The organism is Congregibacter sp. (genome assembly GCF_965662665.1).
In the GTDB taxonomy this organism is placed as follows: domain Bacteria; phylum Pseudomonadota; class Gammaproteobacteria; order Pseudomonadales; family Halieaceae; genus Congregibacter.
Genome location: NZ_CBFIIF010000004.1, coordinates 13,392 through 37,564, shown reverse-complemented (window position 1 = coordinate 37,564; position 24,173 = coordinate 13,392). Strand labels below are relative to the sequence as shown.

At 55.6% G+C, this 24,173-nt stretch carries 20 protein-coding genes; 4 read left to right on the top strand and 16 right to left on the bottom strand.

Annotated features, from left to right (window positions below):
* Positions 1-9 precede the first annotated feature (9 nt).
* From dnaE to rpsB, 16 genes are all read right to left on the bottom strand, one after another.
* Positions 10-3,516, bottom strand: a complete 3,507-nt coding sequence (gene dnaE, locus ACTG39_RS02795) for a DNA polymerase III subunit alpha (RefSeq protein ID WP_439106003.1) — start codon at positions 3,514-3,516, stop codon at positions 10-12.
* A gap of 3 nt (positions 3,517-3,519) precedes the next feature.
* A complete protein-coding gene (gene rnhB, locus ACTG39_RS02790) occupies positions 3,520-4,134 on the bottom strand; it encodes a ribonuclease HII (RefSeq protein ID WP_439106002.1) in 615 nt (204 codons plus the stop codon).
* Positions 4,134-5,336 carry a lipid-A-disaccharide synthase gene (gene lpxB, locus ACTG39_RS02785; RefSeq protein ID WP_439106001.1) on the bottom strand — a complete coding sequence of 401 codons (1,203 nt, stop codon included), beginning with the start codon at positions 5,334-5,336 and terminating at the stop codon, positions 4,134-4,136. Before lpxB ends, rnhB begins: the two co-directional genes overlap by 1 nt.
* Positions 5,326-6,096: an acyl-ACP--UDP-N-acetylglucosamine O-acyltransferase gene (gene lpxA, locus ACTG39_RS02780; RefSeq protein WP_439106000.1), complete on the bottom strand. Its 771-nt coding sequence runs from the start codon at positions 6,094-6,096 to the stop codon at positions 5,326-5,328. Before lpxA ends, lpxB begins: the two co-directional genes overlap by 11 nt.
* Positions 6,093-6,527 (bottom strand): 3-hydroxyacyl-ACP dehydratase FabZ, encoded by a 435-nt coding sequence (gene fabZ, locus ACTG39_RS02775; protein ID WP_439105999.1) that lies wholly within the window; start codon positions 6,525-6,527, stop codon positions 6,093-6,095. The genes lpxA and fabZ overlap by 4 nt, the downstream gene beginning before the upstream one ends.
* Before the next feature lie 49 nt (positions 6,528-6,576).
* A complete protein-coding gene (gene lpxD, locus ACTG39_RS02770) occupies positions 6,577-7,620 on the bottom strand; it encodes a UDP-3-O-(3-hydroxymyristoyl)glucosamine N-acyltransferase (RefSeq protein ID WP_439105998.1) in 1,044 nt (347 codons plus the stop codon).
* A gap of 15 nt (positions 7,621-7,635) precedes the next feature.
* On the bottom strand, positions 7,636-8,157 hold the full coding sequence (locus tag ACTG39_RS02765) for an OmpH family outer membrane protein (RefSeq protein ID WP_439105997.1): 522 nt from the start codon (positions 8,155-8,157) through the stop codon (positions 7,636-7,638).
* 52 nt (positions 8,158-8,209) lie between these two features.
* Positions 8,210-10,813, bottom strand: a complete 2,604-nt coding sequence (gene bamA, locus ACTG39_RS02760) for an outer membrane protein assembly factor BamA (RefSeq protein ID WP_439106093.1) — start codon at positions 10,811-10,813, stop codon at positions 8,210-8,212.
* Between the two features lie 235 nt (positions 10,814-11,048).
* Positions 11,049-12,410, bottom strand: a complete 1,362-nt coding sequence (gene rseP, locus ACTG39_RS02755; RefSeq protein ID WP_439105996.1) for an RIP metalloprotease RseP — start codon at positions 12,408-12,410, stop codon at positions 11,049-11,051.
* Positions 12,407-13,660 carry a 1-deoxy-D-xylulose-5-phosphate reductoisomerase gene (ispC, locus tag ACTG39_RS02750; RefSeq protein ID WP_439105995.1) on the bottom strand — a complete coding sequence of 418 codons (1,254 nt, stop codon included), beginning with the start codon at positions 13,658-13,660 and terminating at the stop codon, positions 12,407-12,409. Before ispC ends, rseP begins: the two co-directional genes overlap by 4 nt.
* Positions 13,660-14,556 (bottom strand): CDP-archaeol synthase, encoded by an 897-nt coding sequence (locus tag ACTG39_RS02745; protein WP_439105994.1) that lies wholly within the window; start codon positions 14,554-14,556, stop codon positions 13,660-13,662. The genes ispC and ACTG39_RS02745 overlap by 1 nt, the downstream gene beginning before the upstream one ends.
* Positions 14,489-15,199, bottom strand: coding sequence for a polyprenyl diphosphate synthase (gene uppS, locus ACTG39_RS02740; protein WP_439106092.1), 711 nt, complete (start codon positions 15,197-15,199; stop codon positions 14,489-14,491). Before uppS ends, ACTG39_RS02745 begins: the two co-directional genes overlap by 68 nt.
* Before the next feature lie 84 nt (positions 15,200-15,283).
* Complete coding sequence (gene frr / locus ACTG39_RS02735; protein WP_439105993.1) at positions 15,284-15,841, bottom strand: ribosome recycling factor; 558 nt, start codon at positions 15,839-15,841, stop codon at positions 15,284-15,286.
* Positions 15,842-15,867: 26 nt separating this feature from the next.
* Entirely contained in the window at positions 15,868-16,593 is a 726-nt protein-coding gene (gene pyrH / locus ACTG39_RS02730) for a UMP kinase (protein ID WP_439105992.1), read from the bottom strand.
* Between the two features lie 114 nt (positions 16,594-16,707).
* Positions 16,708-17,565, bottom strand: coding sequence for a translation elongation factor Ts (gene tsf / locus ACTG39_RS02725; protein WP_439105991.1), 858 nt, complete (start codon positions 17,563-17,565; stop codon positions 16,708-16,710).
* 102 nt (positions 17,566-17,667) lie between these two features.
* The gene (rpsB, locus tag ACTG39_RS02720) at positions 17,668-18,498 is read right to left on the bottom strand and encodes a 30S ribosomal protein S2 (protein ID WP_439105990.1); all 831 of its coding nucleotides are present in this window, start codon (positions 18,496-18,498) and stop codon (positions 17,668-17,670) included.
* A gap of 304 nt (positions 18,499-18,802) precedes the next feature.
* On the opposite strand from rpsB, the gene map reads away from it, so the two are divergent.
* From map to nth, 4 genes are read left to right on the top strand one after another with little or no spacing between them, the layout of a single operon-like run.
* Entirely contained in the window at positions 18,803-19,576 is a 774-nt protein-coding gene (gene map, locus ACTG39_RS02715) for a type I methionyl aminopeptidase (RefSeq protein WP_439105989.1), read from the top strand.
* Between the two features lie 6 nt (positions 19,577-19,582).
* Positions 19,583-22,252, top strand: a complete 2,670-nt coding sequence (gene glnD / locus ACTG39_RS02710) for a [protein-PII] uridylyltransferase (RefSeq protein ID WP_439105988.1) — start codon at positions 19,583-19,585, stop codon at positions 22,250-22,252.
* Position 22,253: 1 nt separating this feature from the next.
* Positions 22,254-23,444, top strand: coding sequence for a succinyldiaminopimelate transaminase (gene dapC / locus ACTG39_RS02705; RefSeq protein ID WP_439105987.1), 1,191 nt, complete (start codon positions 22,254-22,256; stop codon positions 23,442-23,444).
* A gap of 36 nt (positions 23,445-23,480) precedes the next feature.
* Positions 23,481-24,134, top strand: coding sequence for an endonuclease III (gene nth / locus ACTG39_RS02700; RefSeq protein ID WP_439105986.1), 654 nt, complete (start codon positions 23,481-23,483; stop codon positions 24,132-24,134).
* Positions 24,135-24,173 lie beyond the last annotated feature (39 nt).

Sequence of the window (24,173 nt, the reverse complement as noted above, 5' to 3'; positions counted from 1 at the left end):
CTGTGTCACTCAATACTCTTCTGAGGCGGTAAGCTGCTTATCGAAGGCAAGCTTCACCCTATCGCCCCCCAGTTCCCGGCGCAATTCTTCCAACAGTTCTTCACTTGGAGACACGCGCCACTGCTGCCCGAGCATCAATGATGCACTCTGGCGGCCCTGATGATAGCGAAGTCGCACGGGGCACTCCCCGGGAGCAGTAGACAGGATGTTCCGAAGAAACTCCCGAAAACGATCATTAAGCTCGGAGGCATCCACGTGAATCGTTAGACCAGAGGCGAGACGTGCGCGCTCCTCTGCGAGGCTGTGCAGTGCCGACACGCGCAACACCGATGCGCCACTGCGATCGTCCTGAGATAAACGCCCCTCGGCAATAACGATCTGGTCCTTTACCAGCAACTCGCGATACTGCTGATAAACCTCGGAATAGGCGGTGGCTTCTAGCCGGGCACTGCGATCGTCCAGCACAAAAATCGCCATGGCACCCCGGGCACTTTTCATCGCCCGCATGTTCAGTATCAGACCGGCTACGCGACAGTTACCCCGGCTATCGGTGCGCAGATCTGCGAGTCGCTGCGGTGCAAAGCGGCGCAGCTCGTCTTCACAACTGTCGATGGGATGACCCGTCACATAGAGTCCCAAGGTGTCCCGCTCACCCTGCAAGCGCTCCCGATCAGTCCAGGGCCGAACATGTCTCAGCTCCGCATAGGGGTCCCCCTGTTCCCGGCTTGCCTGCACGGTTTCGCCAAAGAGGTCGACCATACCGGCATCGCGATTGGCGGCGTTTTGCTCGGCTGCCCGAAGAGCATCATCAATGCCCCCAAGAAGTATCCAGCGATCGGTACCCAGCGAATCAAACGCGCCGCTTCGCACAAGAGCCTCAAGCGCCTTGCGATTAAGTTTTCGCGGGTCAGTCCTTGCGCAGAAGTCGAAAAGGTCACGGAACGGGCCCTGCTCCTCACGACTCTCCAATAAGCCGGAGACCGGCCCCTCACCAAGCCCCTTGATAGCGCCGAGGCCATACACAATCTCACCGGCCTCGCTCACAGTGAACATGTAACGCCCTTCATTGACATCAGGCAGACGCACGGTAAGACCCATGCGACGGCACTCTTCGATGAACACCACAATTTTATCGGTGTTATCGAGTTCCGAGCTCATCACCGCCGCCATAAATGCCGCGGGATAGTGGCTCTTCAGCCATGCCGTTTGATAAGACACCAGGGCGTACGCCGCTGAGTGAGACTTGTTAAATCCGTAACCGGCAAATTTCTCCACCAGGTCAAAGAGCTTGGTGGCTAAATCTGCGTCAACACCTTTATCCGCGGCACCGGCCGCAAATACAGAGCGCTGCTTGGCCATCTCTTCGGGCTTCTTTTTACCCATGGCTCGACGCAACAGGTCGGCTCCGCCCAGGGTGTACCCCGCCAGAATCTGAGCAATCTGCATCACCTGTTCCTGATACAGAATAATCCCGTAGGTAGGCTCCAGGACCGGCTGCAGAAGTTCGTGCTGATAGTCCGCATCGGGGTAAGAGACTTTCTCGCGCCCGTGCTTTCGATCAATAAAGTTATCGACCATTCCTGACTGCAGGGGCCCCGGACGGTAAAGCGCGACCAGCGCAATAATGTCCTCAAAACTGTCCGGCCGTAGCCGAGCGATCAACTCTTTCATGCCCCGGGATTCAAGCTGGAACACCGCTGTGGTTTCCGCAGAGCGCAGGAGATCAAAAGACGCCTCATCATCCAGAGGAATCTGATTGATATCCAGAGGCGGCTCATCGCGCCGGGCGCGGATTTCGTTAATCATCCCCTGAGCCCAGTCGATGATCGTCAGCGTGCGCAAGCCCAGAAAGTCGAACTTGACGAGCCCCGCATCCTCTACGTCATTCTTATCAAACTGGGTAACGAGGCCAGCGCCCTCGCCGTCACAATACAACGCCGAAAAGTCCGTGAGCTGTGAAGGCGCGATAACAACACCACCCGCGTGCTTACCCACGTTTCGGGTAACACCTTCGAGCTGTACCGCCATATCCCAGATTTCCTGGGCTTCGCCGTCGTCCCGGAGAAACTGCTGCAGACTCTCCTCCTGCTCCAGGGCTTTCTCCAGGGTCATCCCCACTTCAAAGGGAATCATTTTTGACAGCCTGTCGCCCAGACCATAAGACTTGCCCTGCACCCGGGCCACGTCACGCACCACCGCCTTGGCCGCCAAGGTACCGAAGGTAATGATCTGGGAAACGGCCTCGCGACCATAAGTCTCTGCAACATAATCGATCACCTCATCCCGACGCTCCATACAAAAATCAACGTCGAAGTCGGGCATGGACACCCGCTCGGGATTCAAAAATCGCTCAAAGAGCAGCTCGTACTCCATGGGGTCAAGATCGGTGATGGACAGGGAGTAAGCCACCAGAGAGCCCGCACCGGAGCCCCGCCCCGGCCCCACGGGAATGCCCCGCTCCTTCGCCCAGCGAATAAAATCCATCACGATGAGGAAGTAGCCGGGAAAGCCCATATCAATGATGGTGTCGAGTTCAAAATCCAGGCGCGCGCGATAGTCTTTTTCGAGCTGCTGCGCGTTCTCGCGACTGTGGATCTGCAGGGTCACGAGACGCTCATCAAGGCCACGATGCGAAAGCTCGCGGAAGAAGGTATCCATGGTCATACCTTCGGGCACGGGGAAGTCGGGCAAACACACTCGCCCAAGCTCCATCTCCATAGAGCAGCGTTTTGCTATCGCTACGGTATTCTCAATTGCCTCAGGAACGTCCGCAAACAATTCCCGCATCTCATCGGCAGAACGGAGGTACTGCTCTTCGCTGTAGCGTCGTTGACGACGAGGGTCATCGAGCACCCGGCTTTCGGCAATACAAACCCGGGCCTCGTGAGCTTCAAATTCACTGCTATGAAGGAAACGAACGTCATTGGTCGCGACCACGGGGCAGGCGTACTGCGCCGCAAGATCCAGGGCAGCGTGCACATGTTCCTCATCGCCGTCGCGACCCGTGCGATGTAGCTCCAGATAGAAACGGCCGGGAAACACCTCAAGACAGCGCTCCATTCGCTCTTTTGCCAATGCGGTTTTTTCATTGACCAGCGCCTGCCCCACTTCACCTGCAGCACCGCAGGAAAGCGCCAGAAGTCCTTCTCCGCCCTCGCTTAGCCACTCCCAAAGCACCCGAGGACCTTCATGAGTCTGCCCCTCACGATAGGCTCTGGATAGCAGACGGGTAAGATTGAGATAACCGGTAGAGTTCATCACCAGCAGACACAGCGGGTGGGCGTCGTCGCTCTTTAGCGAATCCGCCACCCAGACATCGGCGCCGAATATAGGCTTGATACCGGCGCTAACCGCCGCTTTATGAAACTTGATGAGGCCGTAAAAATTGCAGACATCGGTGACACCCACTGCGGGCATAGCAAACTCTGCGACCCGTGCTGCAAGAGCCTTAATTCTTACCAGGCCGTCTGTCAGTGAATATTCACTGTGCACCCGTAGATGAACAAAGTCGGACAAGCTTTAATTTCCTCCTATAACAGCGCGCACCGGCGCAAAGCTGCGGCGATGCAGCGGAGTTACCCCATGATCGCGAAGCGCGGCCAAATGCGCGGCGGTGGGATAACCTTTGTGAGCGTCAAAACCATACATAGGCCAACGCTCATGCTGCTCACACATGTATTGATCTCGAGCGACTTTCGCAATGATAGAGGCCGCAGCTATCTCGGGCACTCGCGAATCTCCTTTGATAACGGCGATGCTCCGGTAGCCCCAGCGCGGAAGCTGTCGCCCATCGACCAAGACGAGGTCCGGCGTCAACCCTAGCGCGTCTACCGCGCGCGCCATTGCCAAGAGACTGGCCTGGAGAATATTGAGCTCATCAATCTCCCCGGGGGTGGCTCGACCCAAAGCAACGCCCCGTGCACGCAGGTACAACTGCTCTGACAGCGCTTCTCGACGCTTGGCGGTGAGCTTTTTTGAATCGGCTAGTCCTTCTATGAGGTCATTGCTATCAAGAACCGCCGCTGCGGCAACGACATCCCCTGCCAAGGGGCCGCGACCGACTTCATCCACGCCGACGATACAGGCATCTGCCGGCAATCCGGCAACGGCAAGCTCCCAATCATCAAGTTTCACTAAAGGACATCTCCCGACTCTAACAGCTCGCCCAAGGCAACCCCCACCGCCGAATCAAAGCTGCGCTCCAGGGTCTTGATAGATGGCTCCAGGGCTTTGATTTGATCATCCCCGTTAGCCAACAGAATCTCAGCCTCCAGAGCAAGTGCTGAGGGCGATAAGGCATCCTGCAAAAGTTCGGGGACCACGGGACCACCCGCAAAAATGTTAGGCAGGCCCACAAAGGAGGTAACTGCCAAACGCGACATCAACGCCCAGGAGGTTTTCGCCACCCGATAGGCTATAACCATGGGACGCTGAAGAAGCATCGCCTCAAGAGTCGCCGTCCCGGAGGCCAACACCACGACGTCCGCTGCGAGCATCGCGTCGCGGGACTTACCGTCCAGCAGGCGTATTTCTGATTCTGCAGAGGCTTCTCGCAAGAGCTCGCGACACTGCTCGAGTCGTTCAGGATTTGCGGCCGGCATAAGGAGCTGCCGTCTTTCGTCGCGGGAACGCAACAAACGACCCGCTTCAATAAGGCATCGCCCTAACTGCGCAACCTCACTTCCGCGACTTCCGGGCAGCAAGGCAATGACGGGAACGTCGGGATCAATGCCGAGCTCTCTCCGCACTGATTCTTTGCTGGGAACATCCTCGAGCTCGGCCAGTAGCGGATGTCCTACAAACGACGTCGACAGCGACAGGTCCTTGTAAAGCGGAGGCTCGAAGGGAAACAGGCAAAGCAAGCTGTCTACAGACTTTGCGACCGTGTGCACGCGACCCTGCCGCCATGCCCATACCGTGGGGCTTACCAATTGCGCCGTTTTGAGGCCGGTCTTTCGCAAACGCCGCGCCAAAGCGAGATTGAAGTCCGGCGCGTCAATCCCCAAAAAAAATGCGGGAGGAGAATCGCTCCAGCGCTGGAACAAGTCACTGCGTATTCGCAGGAGCTCCGGCAAACGACCAAGGGGCTCAATCAATCCCCACACTGCCAGACGCTCCATGGGGTACAAGCTTTGGAAGCCCTCAGCGCCCATTGCCTCACCTCCGATACCTTCAAACAGCAATTCCTTATCAGGAAATTGTGCACGAAGGGAGCGAATCACGCGGCTACCCAGAAGGTCGCCGGAGCTTTCACCGGCCACCATAGCGATACGCAGGGTATCGCCTGAATCATCGGGAGAATCTGGGGCGGAACCTTTCAGGGCTTCAGCGGACAATGCCGCGCTCGGAAGCGCGAATAGAATCGATGAGAACCTTAACTTCAGGAGTATCGCTAAGCATCGTCTCAAGACGTTGAATAGCGATATCGAGAGTCAAATTCTGGCGGTAAAGAATCTTGAACGCCCGACGTAACTGACTAACCGCGGAGTCGGAAAAACCACGGCGGCGTAAACCCTCAGTGTTGATGGTCTTCGCCTCTGCGGGGGAACCCGACACCGTCACATAAGCAGGGACGTCCTTGCCAATCGCCGTCTGCATCCCACTAAAACTGTGCTGGCCTATGCGACAGAATTGATGGACAAGCGTGTATCCACTGAGAATCGCCCAGTCTCCCACGTAAACATGACCGGCCAGCGCAACGTTATTGACCAAAATCGTGTTGTTGGCAATGACACTGTCATGCCCAATGTGGGCGTAGGCCATGATCAGATTATCATTACCGATCACCGTCTCTCCACGATCCTGCACCGTGCCACGATGAATAGTGACACCCTCGCGAATTGTGTTGCGCTCGCCAATGGTGAGCCGCGTGGGCTCGTCCCGATATTTGAGATCGGGCGTTGCCTCGCCAACGGAAGCGAACTGGTAGATATGCGTGCCCACTCCAATATGCGTGGGCCCTTTGATCACGACATGGGACTCAATGATGCAGTCGCGCTCAATCTCTACCCCCTCACCAATGTAAGACCAGGGGCCAATATGGACCCCCTCGGCGACCTTCGCGCCCGGCTCAACAATGGCCTGCGGATGAATCACGCGGGGCGGTCAGCACAGAGGATTGTGGCCGACGCGCAACGAACGCCATCGACCTCGGAATGTACTTCGAACTTCCATATACCGCGTTTTTCTCCCGCTATACGCGCATGAAGATAAACGCGGTCACCGGGAACGCAGGGGCGTTTGAAGCGCAAATTATCCGCTCCCACGAACATGTAGATAGAACCGTCCGCAGGCGTCTTATCCATGGTTTTAAAGCCCAGGACACCTGCGGCCTGCGCCATGGCTTCCACCAAAAGCACGCCAGGAAAAACCGGGTTACCGGGAAAATGTCCGTCAAAGAAAGGCTCGTTAATGCTGAGATTTTTGTAGGCGACGATCGACTCACCGGGAACAAGCTCCACAACGCGATCAACCAACAAAAAGGGGTAACGATGGGGGAGGTACTCACGGATTTCCGAAATGTCCATTAGACAGTCATTATTCAAGTCCGTAATTCCTCTTTTTAAAAATTAAGCGTTATTCGTCGTCGCTAGCTGCCCCACCCAGCGCTTCCAGCTTGGCCTCTAGCTTTACGACGCGACGCTGAAGGGCATCCAGCTGCCCAAATCGCACAGCGTTCCTGCGCCACTGTTTCGTCGGCGCCAGTGGCGTCCCGGATGAATAGCTGCCGGGCTCATCAATAGCCCCGATCACCCTAGCCTGCCCTGTAAAGTGAGCATTGTCGCAAATCTTAAGATGCCCGGATACTCCGACCTGTCCGGCAAATGTACAATCCTCGCCCACTTCGGTGCTCCCAGCCATCCCCACACAGCCCGCAATCGCGGTTCGTCGTCCAATGACACAATTGTGGGCGATATGCACCTGATCGTCGATGATCACGTCATCTGCGATCAAAGTATCGTCCAAGGCTCCTCGGTCTATGGTGACTCCAGCCCCAATATCTACCCTGTCACCAATGCTAACACTACCTAGCTGGCTGATTTTCTCCCAGCCGTCGACGCGCCTTGCAAAGCCAAAACCGTCTGCTCCAATGACACTATTGGCATGTACCACGCAGTCATCACCCAGGATCACTCCGTGGTAGAGCACAACCCCGGGCCAAATGCGGCAGCGAGCACCCAATTGAGCACCGCGGCCGACATGTACCCCCGGGCCAATGACAACGTCCTCGCCGAGCACGACATCAGCTTCCACACAGGCACCATGCCCAACACTTGCAGAAGCCGGGAGTTTGACAGAGGCATCCACGAAAGCTCCCGGATGGATGCCGGGAACGGATGCAGGAAGAAGATCGAAAAGACTCGATAGGCGAGCGTAGGCCAGATACGGGTCCGGCACACAAAGACTGGGTACCGGACAATCCGCCTGCCATTCAGACTTAAGAAGGACGCAGCCGGCCCGACAACTCTTCAGTGCATCCAAATAACGGGCTTCGGACACAAAGGCCAACTCCCGAGGTCCGGCTCGACCTAACGGCGCTATACCATCAAGCTCAATACTCGCATCGGCCAACCCTGGCTCACAGCCTAAATGTGCCGCCAAGTCGCCAAGGGTTACCATCGTTAGCTGGGGAGCTTATTCAGCAGCAGAAAGCTGATTAAGCTTGTCCGTGACTTTAGCGGTAATACTGTAACCCGGATCCGCATGGATGACCGAGGTACGCTGGAGCAGTAAACCAATGCCTTCTGTGGCAATGAGTTCGCTCAGCACTTCCTGAACCATAGGCGACATCTCCTGCAATAAGGCCTGACCCGTGGCCTGCTCAGCTTGCTGCAATTTGCCTCCCACGTGCTCCAAATCTGCCTGCTTGCTGGCCAGACGCTTACGCGACGCAACCTGCTGCTCCTGACTCATCACTGCCGCATCTTTCTGAAACTCTCGCACCAGCTTGTCCAGCTCTTCCCGCAGCCGATCAAACTCATCTTTATCGGCCTTGTAGCCTTCTTCGTTCCGCACACTGTCAAGACGCTGCTGAGCAGCGTCGGACTGCAAAATGGCCGCCTGAAGGTCTACCACGGCAACTTTGCCCTGCGCTGACGCGAGCGCCGGTACCATCGCAATACCGAGGGCAAGAACGGCTATAAACTTCTTGATCACAACAATTACTCCTTGGAGAAAAACTCAATAAACTAAAAAACTAGCAACAAAACTAGAAGCTCTGTCCCAGAGTGAACTGGAACACTTCTTCACGATCGATTTCCGACGCATTCAAAGGCTTCGCAACCGCGAAAGTGAGCGGACCAAAGCCACTCAGCCAAGTCACACCTACACCTGCAGAATAGCGCAGCTCCGCTGCATCGAAATCAAAACAATTAGGCTGATTTACGCCGCAGCGATTGTTAAAAACGTTACCTACATCGACAAAAAATGCCGAACGGACCCGACTTCGATCCTTAAGGAATGGTAGGGGGAACAGGAGTTCTGCACTACCCTCTACCAGAACATTACCTCCAAATGGTGCAGCGCGTCGCTGCTGTTGGAAAGTCTCAAAGTCCAGTTTTCCTGTTTCGGGATTCAGCTGATAACCAAACTGCCGGCCATCGGGACCACCAATTTCTGTGGGATTGCCATTCTCGTCAATACCCGTTGTCGGTTGATCCACCGTGTAGATGCTCGGCGGTGTACTGCGTGGACCAAGCGTGTTCACTTCAAAACCGCGAACGGAACCAAAGCCCCCGGCAAAAAAGTGCTCATAGAAAGGCAGTTCCGTGGTCTTGCCGTAGCCATCGCCATAGCCCAGCTCCGACCGGAAATGCAAAATCCAGTCGTTCTTAATGGGATAGAAAACTTCGCCGCGGTAGGTGAGCTTGTAAAACTCCAGATCCGAACCCGGCATGGAAACTTCCAGAGCAACCGACTGCGCCGCTCCCCGCGTCGCCATCTGCCCTCGGTTCAGGGTGGACTGACTCCAACTACTGGTAACCGTCCAGTTCAGATACGAATCACCATTCTCGTCGAGAAAGCCCAGCTCCGGCGGAATAGTCAGCGCGCTAAGCGGTAAGTCTTCCAGAGGCTGAATCACTTCCGGTGCACCAAAACTCCCGTCGTTTAGCTGCGTGCTCTCATAGAAACTCTCCACGCCCTGTAAAAGCCGGGGACTGGCTTTAATTTCCTGCACGGCAAATCTACCCGCCGTGATGTCCGTCTTTGACAAACCGAAACTGAAGCCGAGTCGCGCTGTTTCCTTAATGGGGTATCCGAAGTTGATCGCACCACCCCAGGTATCCGTCGTATAACTCGCAACGTTAACTTCAGCAAGGTCGGTAGATCTGAAGAAAATATTAAAACCGCGACTCACGCCGTCCTCGGTAAAGTACGGGTTCGTGTAGCTAAAGTTGTAAAGATCCTGGAACTGGGACGATGACAGATTAATACCCACACGCTTGCCGGTACCCAGAAAGTTATTCTGCTGCAAATTCAGACTCAAAATGAGGCCCGCCTGCTGCGCGAAACCCAGACTTGCGCCAATACTTCCGGAGGTCTGCTCCTCGACGGTAAACTCAACGTCGATGAGGTCGTCGTGGCCCGGCACCTCCGGTGTTTCTACCTCGGCCTTGCTAAAGAAGCCCAATCGTTGCAAACGTATCCTGGACTGCTCGATGGCTGCAGCAGACGCCGGCGCACTTTCCATCTGACGCATTTCCCGACGGAGAACATCATCAGCGGTTCGGGTGTTACCTTTAAAGCTGATTCGACGAACGTAGGTTCTCTTTCCGGGATCTACGAAGAACTTGAGAGCCACCGTATTGTCGTCTTCGTTCATCTCGGGGATGCCCGTCACTTTGGCAAAGTTGTAGCCTTCATTGCCCAATCGACGCGTGAGGTAGTCTTCCGTAGACGTCACCAATTGCTGGGAGAAAGTTTGCCCGTCGCGCACAAGAACAAAACGGCGAAGATCAGCCTCAGGTAACACCAGGTCCCCGGATAGGTCTACCTCGCTGATGGTGAACTTCTCTCCCTCGCTCACATTCGCTGTGATGTAGACCTCTTCTTTGTTCGGGGAGACCGAGACCTGAGTGGAATCGATTTCGAACTGCAGGTAGCCACGATCCATATAATAGGATGTCAGTTTTTCCAAATCGCCCGTGAGCTTCTCGCGGGAATACTTGTCATCGTTAGTGAAAAACGACAGCAATCCCGTCGTCTTAAGCTCGAAGAAATCCTTGAGCTCTTCGTCCGAGTAAACTTTATTACCCACGACGTTAACGTGCTTGATGGCAGCGACAGTGCCTTCATCCACGTCGATGCTGATGGCAACCCGGTTTCTGGGCTCAGGAATGACTTCGGCATCAATAGCGGCATCGTAGCGACCCTGAATCACGTATTGGCGCTGAAGCTCCAACTGCATGCCCTCCAGAGTCGAGCGCTGAAACACCTGCCCCACCGCAAGACCCGCTCCCTTCAAACCGTCCAGCAGCGCCTCGGTCTCAATCGCTTTGTTACCGTCGATGGTGATCTCGCTAATACTCGGACGCTCGGCAACCACGACAACCAAAACAGAGCCGTCACGGCCGATGCGAATATCGTCAAAGTTACCCGTGGCAAACAACGACCGGGCCGCACTCCGAATAGAGGCGCTATTGGCGACATCCCCTACCCCAATGGGCATAGAGGCAAACACGGAACCCGCGGCGATACGCTGAAGTCCCTCAACGCGGATATCGGACACAACAAAGCCCTGGGCGCTAATGGGCTGGGGCGTGCCCGCCGCGGCCGGATCGGGTTCCTGTGCGGCGACCGGTAGGGCTATCATCGCAGCCAATCCACAGGCAAGAATAGCCACTGATCGTTGTAAGCGACGAGCTTTGTTATGCGTAAGGGAGCGGCTGGACAGCGCGCTGCTCAAAAGCAAGCTACCAACACCCGCTCTGGCAAATAGCGACCTGACAACAAGTGCTGCCACGCTCCGGAAAACTACTGTGTCAAATACTGTTGTCAAAGTTGTATCTGCCATGCGCCTAAACGCTCGGCTAATCTCCCCGTGCGCACTAGGACAGGCGCGAAAAATCGTTATAAAGCGCGAATACCATCAGGCTCACCACCAACAGCAAGCCAATCTGGTAACCCACCATCTGCACACGCTCCGGTACCGGCTTACCCACCAATAATTCGATGCTGTAATACAGCAAATGGCCGCCATCCAGCACGGGTATGGGTAAAAGATTCAATACGCCAAGGCTCACACTAAGCAGCGCTAGAAAACTGATGTAGGACTCCAGACCCGACTTGGCTGAAGTGGTCGCCACTTTAGCAATGGTGATGGGCCCACTCAAGTTTTTCGGTGAGATTAAACCCTGCACCATTTTGACCATGGAGTTTACCGTGAAACCGACCATTTCACCGGTGCGCTGCGCGCCAGCAGCCAGCGCCTCAAGGGGGCCGCGCTGAAACTCACGCCGCTGACTCTCAGGCATTTCTGGCAACAGGACTCCTACGCCCACGCGACCAATGGTTTCGCCCTCGGCGGTGGTGGATTCCTCTGGTGTAAGAGACAACTCGAGAGACCTGCCATCGCGCTCGAGCAGCACCGCCATTCTCTGGCCAGGACGGGCACGCACGTAGTCTACCCAATCTTCCCACAGCGCCATGGGCACGCCATCGGTGGATAAGATCTTATCGCCCGTCTGCAGGCCCGCGCGCTCTGCCGGGCTATCCGGCACTACTTCGTCTAACAACGGCACAATAGGCGGCATATAAAGCGTTAGTCCGAGCCCAGCCAAAAGATTTGGCTCTTCTTCGCCCGCCAACCAGCGATTCAGCTGGCCCTTGGATTCATAAACAACATCTGAGTCCGGATAGCTTACGGAAAAACCTATGGGTCCTGTGTCACCGATACGCTCCAGAAGCCGGAAAGACACCGCCTGCCAGGTCGGTGTTTTCCTCCCGTCTATGGCAATAATTTCTTGCCCGGGCTCCAAGCCTGCGACTTCCGCAACGGATTCGATCTCTACCTCACCGATGACCGGGGCGTAACCACTCTCGCCGGCCAGGAATAACCCCCAGTAAGCCACGAGGGCAAGGATAAAATTCGCCAGGGGGCCAGCAACAACCACCGCGATCCTGGACAACACGGGCTTACGATTAAAAGCAAGATGCAGCTCCTGTGGATCAACATCGCCCTCGCGCTCATCGAGCATTTTGACGTAACCGCCCAAAGGTATAGCGGCCACGGCGTACTCGGTACCCAGGGAGTCGCTCCAACGCAAAAATGGCTTGCCAAAACCAATGGAGAAACGGAGCACTTTTACCCCGCAACGACGAGCCACCCAGAAGTGCCCAAACTCGTGCACTGCGACCAGCACAGCCAGTGTCGCAAGGGTAATACCAATGCTGTAAAGAATATCGATCAAACCTGTCCTGCTCCTACGCTCAAGCTAGCGCTACCCTGCATCTGACGACTCACATAGTGGCCCGCAAAGGCACGCGCCTGTCGATCTATATCTTCGACCTCAGCAAGACTCTCAGGTTCAATGAGCGGTAGCGCCGCCAGACTTGCTTCAATCACTGCAGCGATATCCAGAAAACCAATCTGAGCTTCGAGAAATGCCGCTACCGCAACCTCATTGGCTGCGTTGCACACAGCCATGGCACTACCACCACTGGCAATGCACTCCCGAGCAATGCGCAAGCAGGGAAAGGACGTCATATCGGGAGGTTCAAAATCGAGTCTGGCCGCAGCCAACAAATCCAGAGGCTTCACCCCACCGTCGATACGCTGCGGCCATGCCAGGCAGCAGGCGATAGGCGTGCGCATATCCGGCTCACCAAGCTGCGCCAGGACAGATCCGTCGTCATAGCGCACCAGTGAATGGACGATACTCTGAGGGTGCACCACCACCTCGACACGATCTTCGGGAAGCCCGAATAACCAACAGGCCTCGGCCAGCTCCAGGCCTTTATTCATAAGACTCGCCGAATCGACGGATATCTTGCGCCCCATATCCCAATTGGGATGGGCACAGGCCTGCGCCGGCGTGACCTGCGCGAGGAACTCCGGACTTTTGCCACGAAAAGGGCCGCCCGAAGCAGTTAGTATCAATCCTGAAACGCCATCGATCTGAGGCCGCGCGCGAGCATCAACAGGAAGACACTGAAAAATGGCATTGTGCTCTGAATCCACGGGCAGTAGTGTCGCGCCACCCTCTTCTACCGCCCGCATCAGTAAACTACCAGCGGTCACTAATGCTTCCTTATTGGCGAGTAACAGACGCTTGCCGGCCCGAGCGGCCGCCATGGCCGAGGCCATACCCGCGGATCCAACAATCGCGGCCATAACAATATCCACATCATCATGCGCCGCAATGTCTTCCAGCGCTGATGTTCCCGACAATACTTCGGTACTTAGCTCCGCATCCGCAGCCACTCGCCGTGCAAGTTCTGCTGCTGACGCGTCATCGGTAAGGAGTGCGTAGCGCGGCCGATATTGTTGGCACTGTGCGAAAAGAGCATCGACGGAGCTGCGCGCCGCAAGGGCAAAAACTTCGTAGCGTTCGGGATGACGTGCGAGCACATCAAGCGTGTTTACACCTATGGAACCGCTAGAGCCCAAAACGGCAACCCGCTGCACGCCAGAAACCGACTGACCATGTGCCGTCTCCATCAGAAGCCCACCATGACAAGACCCAGCGCAAATGTTGGCGCTGCAGCGCAGAGGCTATCCAGCCGGTCGAGCAATCCGCCATGTCCTGGCAGAATACTGCCGGAGTCTTTTACCCCCCCCTCTCGCTTTACCATACTGACAGTCAGGTCACCGAGCACCGAGGCGAAGGCGGTGAATAGTGCTATCACCAGCGTAGCGACCAGGCTCAGGTGATCGAATCGTTCGGGGAGCAAGCTCCAGATAGCGCCGCTCACTAGCGCAACGGCAAGTACGCCACCCCAGAAGCCCTCCCAGGTCTTACCCGGACTCACTTGCGGAGATAAGGCATGGCGTCCAAAGGTCTTACCTGTGAAGTACGCCCCGATGTCTGCCGCAGCCACAATAAGCACGAACACCACCATCACGGCACTGCGCGCCTCAATACTCAATAGATAAACTGCCGCAAACCAAGCGGGCACGAGCACAAAAATCCCCAGGAAAGATCGGCCCAGGCGGCTATCCCAGAGTCCGGCACTCGCCGGGAAGGACCTCACCCAAAGCAAGGCAAAGCACCACCACAGACAGCTCAGCCCGAGCACGGGTTGCACCAACTCCCGTGAAAAATCGCGACCATCACCGGCGTAGCGATAGAGCGCAGCCGCGCAGGCAATAACCAGCAAAACGTAGAGGATTTTTGAGCGGAGGTGGGTCAGACCTGCCATAGGTGCCCATTCCCACGCGCCCACAGCGATAATAACCAGGAAAATAGCAGCCAACGCTGGTACCGGGAGCCAATAGGCGCCAGCCAAAAAGAGGCCTGCCATGGGTACAGCAGTCAGAACTCGCTGCTTAAGCATCCAGAGATCCACCAGAGACGATACCGTCAGGCTCTCCGCGACCGCCAAAGCGTCGCTCACGCTTGCCGTAATCCGCCAGAGCCCGAGCAAACTCCAGCTCTCCAAAGTCAGGCCACAGTACTGGCGTAAAATAAAACTCACTGTAGGCAAAATCCCATAACAGGAAATTGCTGATGCGCGCGTCACCGCCGGTTCTGATACACAGATCCGGACGCGGGAATTCACCCAGAGACAAGGTGTTTTGCATTAACTCTGGCGTAATGTCGGCAGTTTTCAGCTCACCACGCTGGCAACGCTCGGCAAGCTCCTGCGCCGCTCGGGCAATATCCCACTGACCACCATAATCCACAGCAATGATTACCGTCGCAGCTGTGTTATTTGCGGTCACCGTTTCGGCATGGCCAATCAGGCGCTGCAAGCCTGCGCTGAAGCGATCGCGTTTGCCAATGAAGTGCAAACGAACATTATCCTCATGCAGCTGCTTTACTTCCGTGCGAAGGTAACGAGAGAACAATGCCAGCAGAGAACGCACCTCCGGGAGAGGTCGCGACCAGTTTTCTGAGCTAAAGGCAAACAGCGTGAGAACCTCGATACCGTGCTCGCGACAGGCGCGCATTACGCCGCGCACCGCCTCGACACCCGCCCGGTGCCCGGCCACTCCGGGCAGGGAACGCTTTCGCGCCCAGCGGTTATTGCCATCCATAATGATGGCAACGTGTCGCGGCGTCTGAACTTCAGACGGCTTCGACACCGCCGCTATTGCTCCACTCTTAGCCACTATGCGTGCTCAGATTTCGAGCAGATCCGCTTCTTTTGCCGTCAGCATCTCGTCAACGCGTGCAACAAAACTGTCGGTGAGCTTTTGAATCTGGTCCTGGCCGCGACGCTCATCGTCTTCGCCAATCTCTTTATCCTTTACAAGCTCCTTTAACATACCCATGGCATCTCTGCGCGCGTTGCGCACGGACACCCGGGCGGCTTCCGCTTCGCTGCGAGCCTGCTTGATATATCCCTTGCGCGTCTCTTCCGTCAAAGCAGGCATGGGAATCCGAATGACCTCACCGGCTGTGGCAGGATTAAGTCCAAGATCAGACTTCATGATGGCGCGCTCAATGTCGGGAATCATGGAGCGATCCCAGGCGGTTAAAGAGAGCGTTCGGGCGTCTTCAACATTGACATTGGCTACCTGGCTCAAGGGTGTGTCGGCACCGTAATACGAGACCTTGATACCATCGAGCAAACTCGGATGAGCTCTGCCAGTGCGTATTTTATTAAAGTTTGTGCCAAGCGCTTCCAGGCTGTTTTTCATCCGGGAATCGGCGTCTTTACGAATATCATCGAGCACTATGACTTCTCCAAAAAACCAACGTTCTATTCTATCAGCGTTCCGTCATCGCCTCCGCGGACGATGTTGAGTAAAGCTCCCGCCTTTTCCATCTCGAATACGCGCAGGGGAATGCGGTGATCGCGACACAGACAAATGGCGGTTAAGTCCATCACCTCGAGTTTGCGGTCAAGCACTTCGTCGTAGCTCAAACGATCATAGCGAACTGCGTCTGGATCCTTCATGGGATCAGCGGAGTAAACGCCATCCACTTTGGTGGCCTTGAGCACTACCTCCGCCTCAACCTCGATTCCCCTGAGACAGGCGGCGGAGTCCGTCGTAAACATGGGATTTCCTGTGCCTGCGCAAAAGATGACCACATCGCCATTGGACAGGGCACGAATCGCTTTGCGGCGATCGTAGTGATCGACAACGCCGCTCATCGGGATCGACGACATGACCTGCGTAGCGATGTTTGAGCGCTCCAGGGCGTCTCGCAAAGCCAGGGCGTTCATGACGGTCGCCAACATGCCCATGTGATCGCCCGTGACACGGTCAAGTCCCGCTGCTTGCAAAGCTGCTCCGCGAAACAGGTTGCCACCGCCCACTACCAGGCCAACCTGCACGCCGATTCCAACCAACTGGCCGATCTCGAGAGCCATCTGATCGAGTATTTTGGGATCAATACCGAAACGCTCACTCCCCGTCAGCGCTTCACCACTTAGCTTCAGCAAAATCCGCTTATACTTTTTTTCGACGCTAGCTTTATTCATGAACGCTCCTTTTAGGTTGCAAGTCTACTAAAAATACTGAGCTGAGCGGCGTTGAATCTGTCTGGCAGATACAAAAAACGGGGCCTGAGCCCCGTTTTGATCGTTTGACTAAAATCAGCTCTTAAGCTGTGCTGCTACTTCAGCCGCAAAATCCACCGTTTCAACCTCAATCCCCTCTCCCACTTCAAAGCGCGAGAAGGACACGACCGTTGCGCCGGCACTGCTTACCAGCTTGCCAACCGTTGTATCGGGGTCTTTAACAAACGCCTGATCTACCAGGCTGTTTTCCGCCAGGTATTTCTTGATTCGACCACCAATCATTTTCTCAACGATTTCCGGGGGTTTACCAGAATCCAGGGCCTGCGCTGTGTAGATCTCTTTTTCTTTCTCGACCAGCTCAGCGGGCATGTCAGAAGGCTGCACAACTTGCGGGTTTACCGCAGCAACGTGCATAGCTACGTCTCGCGCCAAATCCTGATCGCCTGATTGCAACTCAACCAATACAGCGATGCGATTGTTGCCATGAACGTACGCGCCCACCACGCCGTCTTCCGCATTTGTCAAAGCGATGCGTCGTACACCAATGTTTTCGCCAATTTTTTGTACCAGCGCTTCACGGGTCTGCTCGAGCCCGTCGCCCATTAGTGTTGCGACATCGGTCTCTTTAGTTTCAAAAGCGCGATCAACAACCTGGGATACAAAGCCCAGGAAGCTGTCATCGCGGGCGACAAAGTCGGTTTCGCTGTTGACTTCGACCAAGACGCCGTAACTTCCATCATCGGCAACGCGCGCAGCAACAATGCCGTCTGCGGCCGTTCGTCCAGCCTTTTTAGCGGCCTTCATGCCGCTGGACTTACGCAGCTCTTCAATAGCTGCGTCGATATCTCCGTTTGCTGCTGTGAGTGCTTTTTTGCACTCCATAAGCCCGAGACCTGTGCGCTCCCGGAGCTCCTTAACCTGTGAAGCTGACATGCAATATTCTCCCGTAGGGGCGCTGCAAGCCAGCGCCCAATTGGATATTTAGTAACTCGTGGATCTTCAAGTGGCGATGAATGATCTGACCGCGGTCAGTGATCAAGCGTCTGTAGTAGCAGCTGCTTCCTCTGCAGGTGCAGCAACTGGCTCGACAGCTGCAGCTACTGGCTCTGCGGCCGGAGCAGGCTCAGCAGCAACCGCCGCTTCTTCCTCTACAAACTCATCCTTTACAGGAACCGCACCACCCGCCTCGACCTTGCCTGCGATGCAAGCGTCTGCAACGGCTGTTACGTAGAGCTTAATCGCTCGAATCGCGTCATCGTTACCGGGGATCACGTAGTCAACGCCATCGGGATCACTGTTAGTGTCAACTACGCCAATCACAGGAATGCCCAGCTTGTTGGCTTCAGTAATCGCAATGCGCTCGTGATCAACATCAATGACGAACAGCGCGTCAGGAAGTCCACCCATATCCTTGATACCGCCGATGCTTCGCTCAAGCTTTTCCATCTGGCGAGCACGCATCAGTGCTTCTTTCTTAGTCAGCGCATCGAAAGTGCCGTCAGACTGCTGCGCTTCGAGCTCCCGCAGGCGCTTGATAGATGCACGGATAGTCTTGTAGTTAGTGAGCATGCCGCCCAACCAGCGATGGCTGACATAAGGCATACCAGCGCGCTCTGCCTGCTCTTTCATGATCTTGCCGGCCGCACGCTTGGTGCCTACAAACATGATCTTGTTCTTGGAGGCAGCTAAACGCTTCACCATATCCAGCGCTTCATTGAACGCCGGAACCGTGTACTCAAGATTGATAATGTGGATTTTATTGCGATCGCCAAAAATGTACTGGTCCATCTTGGGGTTCCAGTAGCGGGTCTGGTGACCAAAGTGTGCTCCAGCCTGGAGCAGGTCTCGCATGCTTACCTGTGACATAAAATTACCTGATTTTTTAACGGGTTAGTCTTCCGCACACCCCAGCTGCAAACCCCTGATTCAAGTCTTTACACCTGACTTTAGGGCACCCTGCAGAAGGTTGTGGCATGCGGGCGTCGTTGGCCGCTCGGGAGTCTCCCCAAATACGGCGGCGCGCTTTATAGCACAAGCATCGCCTTAACTCCAGAAAAACCACTGATCTGATGCCCATCGGGCGTAGTTACGCTACAATGCCGCGTTTTTCACGGCGTGCTTGTGAATCGTCAGGATTCCACCGTCGCGAGTCGGCCAGAAAGAGTTAGAAATGTCTGTTTCAATTAAAAGCGAAGAAGAGTTCGCACGGATGCGTGTCGCCGGAGCCATGGCCGCAGAAGTGCTCGAAATGATTCGCCCCCTCGCGGTGCCTGGAGTCACTACTGGCAAGCTCGACCAAATCTGCCACGAGTACATTACCGACAAGCTCGATGCTATACCCGCCCCCCTGAATTACAACGGCTTTCCAAAGTCAATTTGCACATCCGTCAACGAAGTGGTGTGCCACGGCATACCTTCGGACAGCAAGAAGCTGCGCAGCGGCGACATAATCAACATCGACGTTACGGTGATTAAGGATGGTTATCACGGGGACACCAGCATTATGGTGGGGGTCGGTGATGTACCAGCGCATGCCGAACGCCTCATGCAAATCACCCAGGAGTGTCTCTATAAGGCTATTGCACTGGTAAAACCGGGCGCACGTCTGGGCGACATCGGCAACATCATTCAGCAGTATGCAGAAAGCAACTACTACTCCGTAGTCCGTGAATATTGTGGTCATGGCATTGGCAAGGTGTTCCACGAAGACCCACAAGTACTGCATTACGGCCGCCCCAATACGGGACTTGTGCTGCAACCCGGTATGACCTTTACCATCGAGCCGATGATCAACGCCGGCAAACGCCACACAAAGCTCAACGCTCGGGACGGCTGGACTGTGACTACGCGCGACGGTCGTCTGTCTGCCCAGTGGGAGCACACGCTCGGCGTGACCGAGGATGGCTGTGAGATTTTTACACGCCGAAGTGACGAGGCGATCTAAGCCTCTATGGACACCGCCGTTGCAGAGCCTATCGCTCACTTCGACCTGCCGGGGTTACTGGAAGAGAGTGCCGAGTCAGACTTAATTCCCAAGCTGCGCAATGCACTCCAATCTGCATCAACGCAATTGGACTGCGAATTTGGTGACGGCAGGAGTGCGGGTGAGCTCCTCAGATCCAGAGCTACGCTCATCGATGATCTGTTACGCCACGCCTGGGAAGCTCTGGGTCTACCCAAGGAGCGAATCGCCCTGGTTGCGGTAGGAGGCTATGGACGAGGGGAACTACACCCCCACTCGGACATCGACCTACTGATACTGCGCGACGGTAATAACGAGGCGGACAGCAAAGGGCTTGAGAGCTTTCTAACACTGCTTTGGGACCTAGGTCTCCAGATCGGCCACAGCGTGCGCAGCGTTGATGAGTGTATCGAGCAGGCTCGCAAGGATGTCACGGTACTCACCAACCTCATTGAAGCGAGGTTGCTGCTGGGCGAGGAGAAGTTATTAACCGCTGTTGCCGCAGGTACGCAAGACACTGAAATGTGGGCTCCCGATGAATTTTTTAAAGCCAAACTCAGTGAACAGGGAGCTAGACACGCAAAATTTGGTGATACGGAATACAGCTTAGAGCCCAATCTGAAGGGGTCCCCAGGCGGACTGCGCGATTTACAGTTAATTGGCTGGCTCGCTCAACGACACTTTGGCTGGCGCTCCGTCGCAGAACTTACTGACAATCAGTTTTTAACTGAGGCCGAAGCGACCACCATCATCCATGGTCAGGAGTTTCTCTGGAGAGTGCGCTACGCCCTACACATGATTACCGGTCGTGAAGAAGATCGCCTGCTCTTTGATCACCAGCGGGAACTGGCACGAATGTGGGGCTTTGTAGACGGCGACAAGCTTGCCGTAGAGCAATTCATGCAGCTTTACTATCGCTGGGCACTGGCACTATCGCAATTGAACGAAGTGTTGATGCTGAGCTTTGATCAGGCAGTGCTTCAAGCCGCGGCGGACGATGTCACTCTGGACATCAACGACTGGTTCGAACTCAGAAACGGCTACATCAGCGCAAAGCGCGACACGGTGTTTGAGGAGTACCCCGGCGGATTGCTGGAGGTATTTTTGCACGCTGGGAATAATCCCCAGGCTCTGGGAATCGCGGCACAAACGATTCGGCTTATCAGAGAAGCCCGGCACCTCATTGACGACGATTTTCGCCGCAATCCCGAGCACCGGCAGCTGTTTTTGGAAGTCCTCAGGTCCAACAACCGTTTGACGCGCCAATTACGCCAGATGTCGCGCTACGGCATTCTCGGACGTTATCTGCCGGCCTACGGACAAATTGTCGGTCAAATGCAGCATGACTTGTTTCATAGCTATACCGTCGATGCTCACACTCTGCAGGTAATCGAAAATATCCGCCGCTTCCTCAAACCTGAAAACGACGAGCGCTTTCCGGTTACCAGTCGCGTTGCTCGGCGGCTTCCAAAAATAGAGCTGCTGTACATCGCCGGACTGTTTCACGATATCGGCAAGGGTCGTGGTGGGGATCATTCGGAACTTGGGGCAGTAGACGCGAGAAACTTCTGCGAGGAGCACGGCCTTGGCCGCCGCGACACCAATCTCATCGAATGGTTGGTGCGCAATCACTTATTCATGTCGGCTGTTTCACAGCGCAAGGACATCTCTGACCCGGACGTTGTTCAGGAATTCGCAAAACATGTGGGCGATCAAAATCGCCTCGACTACCTATTTGCACTAACGGTCGCCGACATCAATGGCACCAACCCGAAACTCTGGAATGCCTGGCGAGGCAGTCTCCTGCGCCAGCTGTACACCGAATGTAAGCGCGCGCTCCGACGGGGTCTTGAAAACCCTGCGGACAAGCAGGAGTGGATTACCGAAACCCGGGAAGCGGCCGCAAAATTACTCGAATATCGTGGCTTCACAGAGAGCGAACTTTCGAACCTCTGGCAAGAACGGGGCGAAGATTACTTTTTGCGTGAGCGAGCCGAAGACATCGCATGGCACACCGAGGCCATTGAAGGGCATCAGGACCGGGGCCAACCATTGGTGTTAGTGCGTAACGGAGTGGAATCCAGCGTTGCCAATACGACGCAAATTTTTATTTACGCCAGCTTTGACATTGGGGCATTTTCACGCACCTGCTCTCGCCTTGAGCAGTTAGATCTGAGCATCCACGATGCGCGCATCTATCACGGCAGTGACGGCATGAGCCTGGATACCTACTTTGTCCTGGATTCCAGCGGAAAAGCCGTAGAGGACACCGACCGCCTACGGCACATCACCTCGTACCTGAGTGACAAACTCTCCCCGGAAACGGGCCAGGGCAGCATTACTTCACGACTTACCCCCCGCCGGGTACGCTCGTTCCGCCTCGACACCGAGACAAGTATGCGCGTCGATGAGGATCGCTCGGTGTCGGTCCTGGAGGTCGTCTCTCTGGATCGCCCGGGACTGCTCGCCCGCATCGGTGAGGTTTTTGTGGAATTTGAACTCATCTGCCAGGCGGCAAAGATTCAGACTCTGGGTGAGCGCGTCGAGGACGTGTTTTTCGTCACCGATATGCAGCAACAACCTATTTTTGACGAGCAACTCGCCGAGCAAATTCAGAGCTCCATACGAAACAAACTGGACTCTCAAGAGTCCCAATGACGTGAATCCGGAACTCGACTTACTTAAGCCTTACCCCTTCGAGCGTCTTGCGAAGCTGTTGGACGGGGTGGCGCCACCGGATCATCAGCGCTTACTCAAACTCTCAATCGGCGAACCACAACACGCCCCACCGGCGATCGTTGTCGAGGCCCTCACAGACAACCTTGATCTTCTCGCTAAGTATCCAAGCACTCGCGGAGAGCTGGACTTACGTGCAGCTCAAGCCCGGTGGTTGAGCAAACGCCATGCACTGCCAAGCCTTGATCCCGACACACAGGTGCTGCCGGTTAACGGCACAAGAGAAGCGCTTTTCGCTATCGCGCAAACCTGCGTGGGGCACGGTCAAGGAGCTCTGGTAGGCTCTCCAAATCCGTTCTATCAAATCTACGAGGGAGCTGCGTTACTGGCTGGCGCGCAAACGGTCTTACTCAACACCGATGAGGATACGAACTTCCTCCCGGACCCAGACGCCGTGAGCGACCATGACTGGAAAGCGATGCAGCTGCTCTACTTGTGCTCTCCCGGCAATCCCTCGGGCGCCATCATGGACAAACAACTTCTGCAACGCTTTATTGAGAAAGCGCTGGAACATGATGTGGTGCTGGTATCCGATGAGTGCTACTCGGAGATTTACCCGGACGAGGCAGCACCACCCACGGGACTCTTGGCTGCCTGCGCGGCGATGGGCCTGGACGATTACCGGAACTGCATCAGCATGCACTCCCTGTCCAAACGATCAAACCTTCCTGGCCTGCGCTCGGGATTCGCCGCCGGCGATGCCAAGATCATCGCTGAGTTTCTACGCTACCGGGGTTATCACGGCTCAGCCATGCCTCCCCATCATCAGCTAGCCAGTACAGTGGCCTGGAATGACGAGGCGCATGTTCGCAACAACAGGGCGCTTTATCGCGAGAAGTTTGCGGCGGTGCGTGAGATTCTTGAGCCGGTCCTGGCGTTAAATAGTCCGGGCGGCGGGTTTTATCTCTGGCCGCGGGTGCCTATTGATGACGAAACCTTCACTCGCAGACTCTTTGCAGAGGCAGGAGTATTAGTGCTGCCCGGCAGTTACCTGAGCCACGAGGCTAACGCTAAGAACCCGGGAAGCGGTCGCATCCGCATGGCGCTGGTTGCCGAACAAGAAGATTGCGTAGAAGCGGCGCAACGCATAGCAAGCTTCGTGCGTACTCTGTAGCCTCACCCACCCAACTGGACTTACTTAAGCTTCTTAATGTTAAAAGCCGAGCGCGCAAGTTACATACTGGGGAGACTCCAGGAGTTGTATCCCCAAACCCCTGTCCCCCTGGATCACAATGATCCTTTCACCCTATTGATAGCGGTATTACTCAGCGCGCAATGTACTGACGAACGTGTTAATCAAGTGACGCCCGCACTCTTTGCCAGAGCAGCGACACCCCAGGCGATGCTGCTGTTATCGGTCGAAGAAATACGCGCCATCATCCGACCCTGCGGCTTATCTCCACAAAAAGCCAAGGCCATCTCTGGGCTGTCACATATCTTGATGGAAGAACATCAGGGCGTCGTGCCCGAGGATATGGAAGCATTGGAGCGGTTACCCGGCGTCGGCCACAAGACCGCGAGCGTCGTGATGTCCCAGGCCTTTGGTGTGCCGGCGTTCCCGGTGGACACGCATATCCACCGTCTTGCCCAGCGCTGGGGTCTCAGCTCCGGGAAAAGTGTGGTTCAGACCGAGCGGGACCTAAAAAAACTGTTTCCTCGAGAGCACTGGAACCGGCTTCACCTGCAAATCATATTTTACGGACGAGAGTACTGTAGCGCGCGCGGCTGCGATGGCCGGGTTTGTGAAATCTGCCGGCATTGCTATCCCAAACGCAAGAACCCAAAGCTCACCCGCAAAGCCTGAGGATATTTGCTATATTCCCCGCCCTTTTGCTGGGGTAGG

What these genes read in the sequence shown, in the direction of transcription:
- fabZ (WP_439105999.1), bottom strand. Translation starts at nt 6,527, where the DNA reads ATGGACATTTCGGAAATCCGTGAGTACCTCCCCCATCGTTACCCCTTT.
- lpxD (WP_439105998.1), bottom strand. Translation starts at nt 7,620, where the DNA reads ATGGTAACCCTTGGCGACTTGGCGGCACATTTAGGCTGTGAGCCAGGG.
- bamA (WP_439106093.1), bottom strand. Translation starts at nt 10,813, where the DNA reads ATGATAGCCCTACCGGTCGCCGCACAGGAACCCGATCCGGCCGCGGCG.
- ispC (WP_439105995.1), bottom strand. Translation starts at nt 13,660, where the DNA reads ATGGAGACGGCACATGGTCAGTCGGTTTCTGGCGTGCAGCGGGTTGCC.
- uppS (WP_439106092.1), bottom strand. Translation starts at nt 15,199, where the DNA reads ATGGATGGCAATAACCGCTGGGCGCGAAAGCGTTCCCTGCCCGGAGTG.
- pyrH (WP_439105992.1), bottom strand. Translation starts at nt 16,593, where the DNA reads ATGAATAAAGCTAGCGTCGAAAAAAAGTATAAGCGGATTTTGCTGAAG.
- tsf (WP_439105991.1), bottom strand. Translation starts at nt 17,565, where the DNA reads ATGTCAGCTTCACAGGTTAAGGAGCTCCGGGAGCGCACAGGTCTCGGG.
- rpsB (WP_439105990.1), bottom strand. Translation starts at nt 18,498, where the DNA reads ATGTCACAGGTAAGCATGCGAGACCTGCTCCAGGCTGGAGCACACTTT.
- map (WP_439105989.1), top strand. Translation starts at nt 18,803, where the DNA reads ATGTCTGTTTCAATTAAAAGCGAAGAAGAGTTCGCACGGATGCGTGTC.
- glnD (WP_439105988.1), top strand. Translation starts at nt 19,583, where the DNA reads ATGGACACCGCCGTTGCAGAGCCTATCGCTCACTTCGACCTGCCGGGG.
- nth (WP_439105986.1), top strand. Translation starts at nt 23,481, where the DNA reads ATGTTAAAAGCCGAGCGCGCAAGTTACATACTGGGGAGACTCCAGGAG.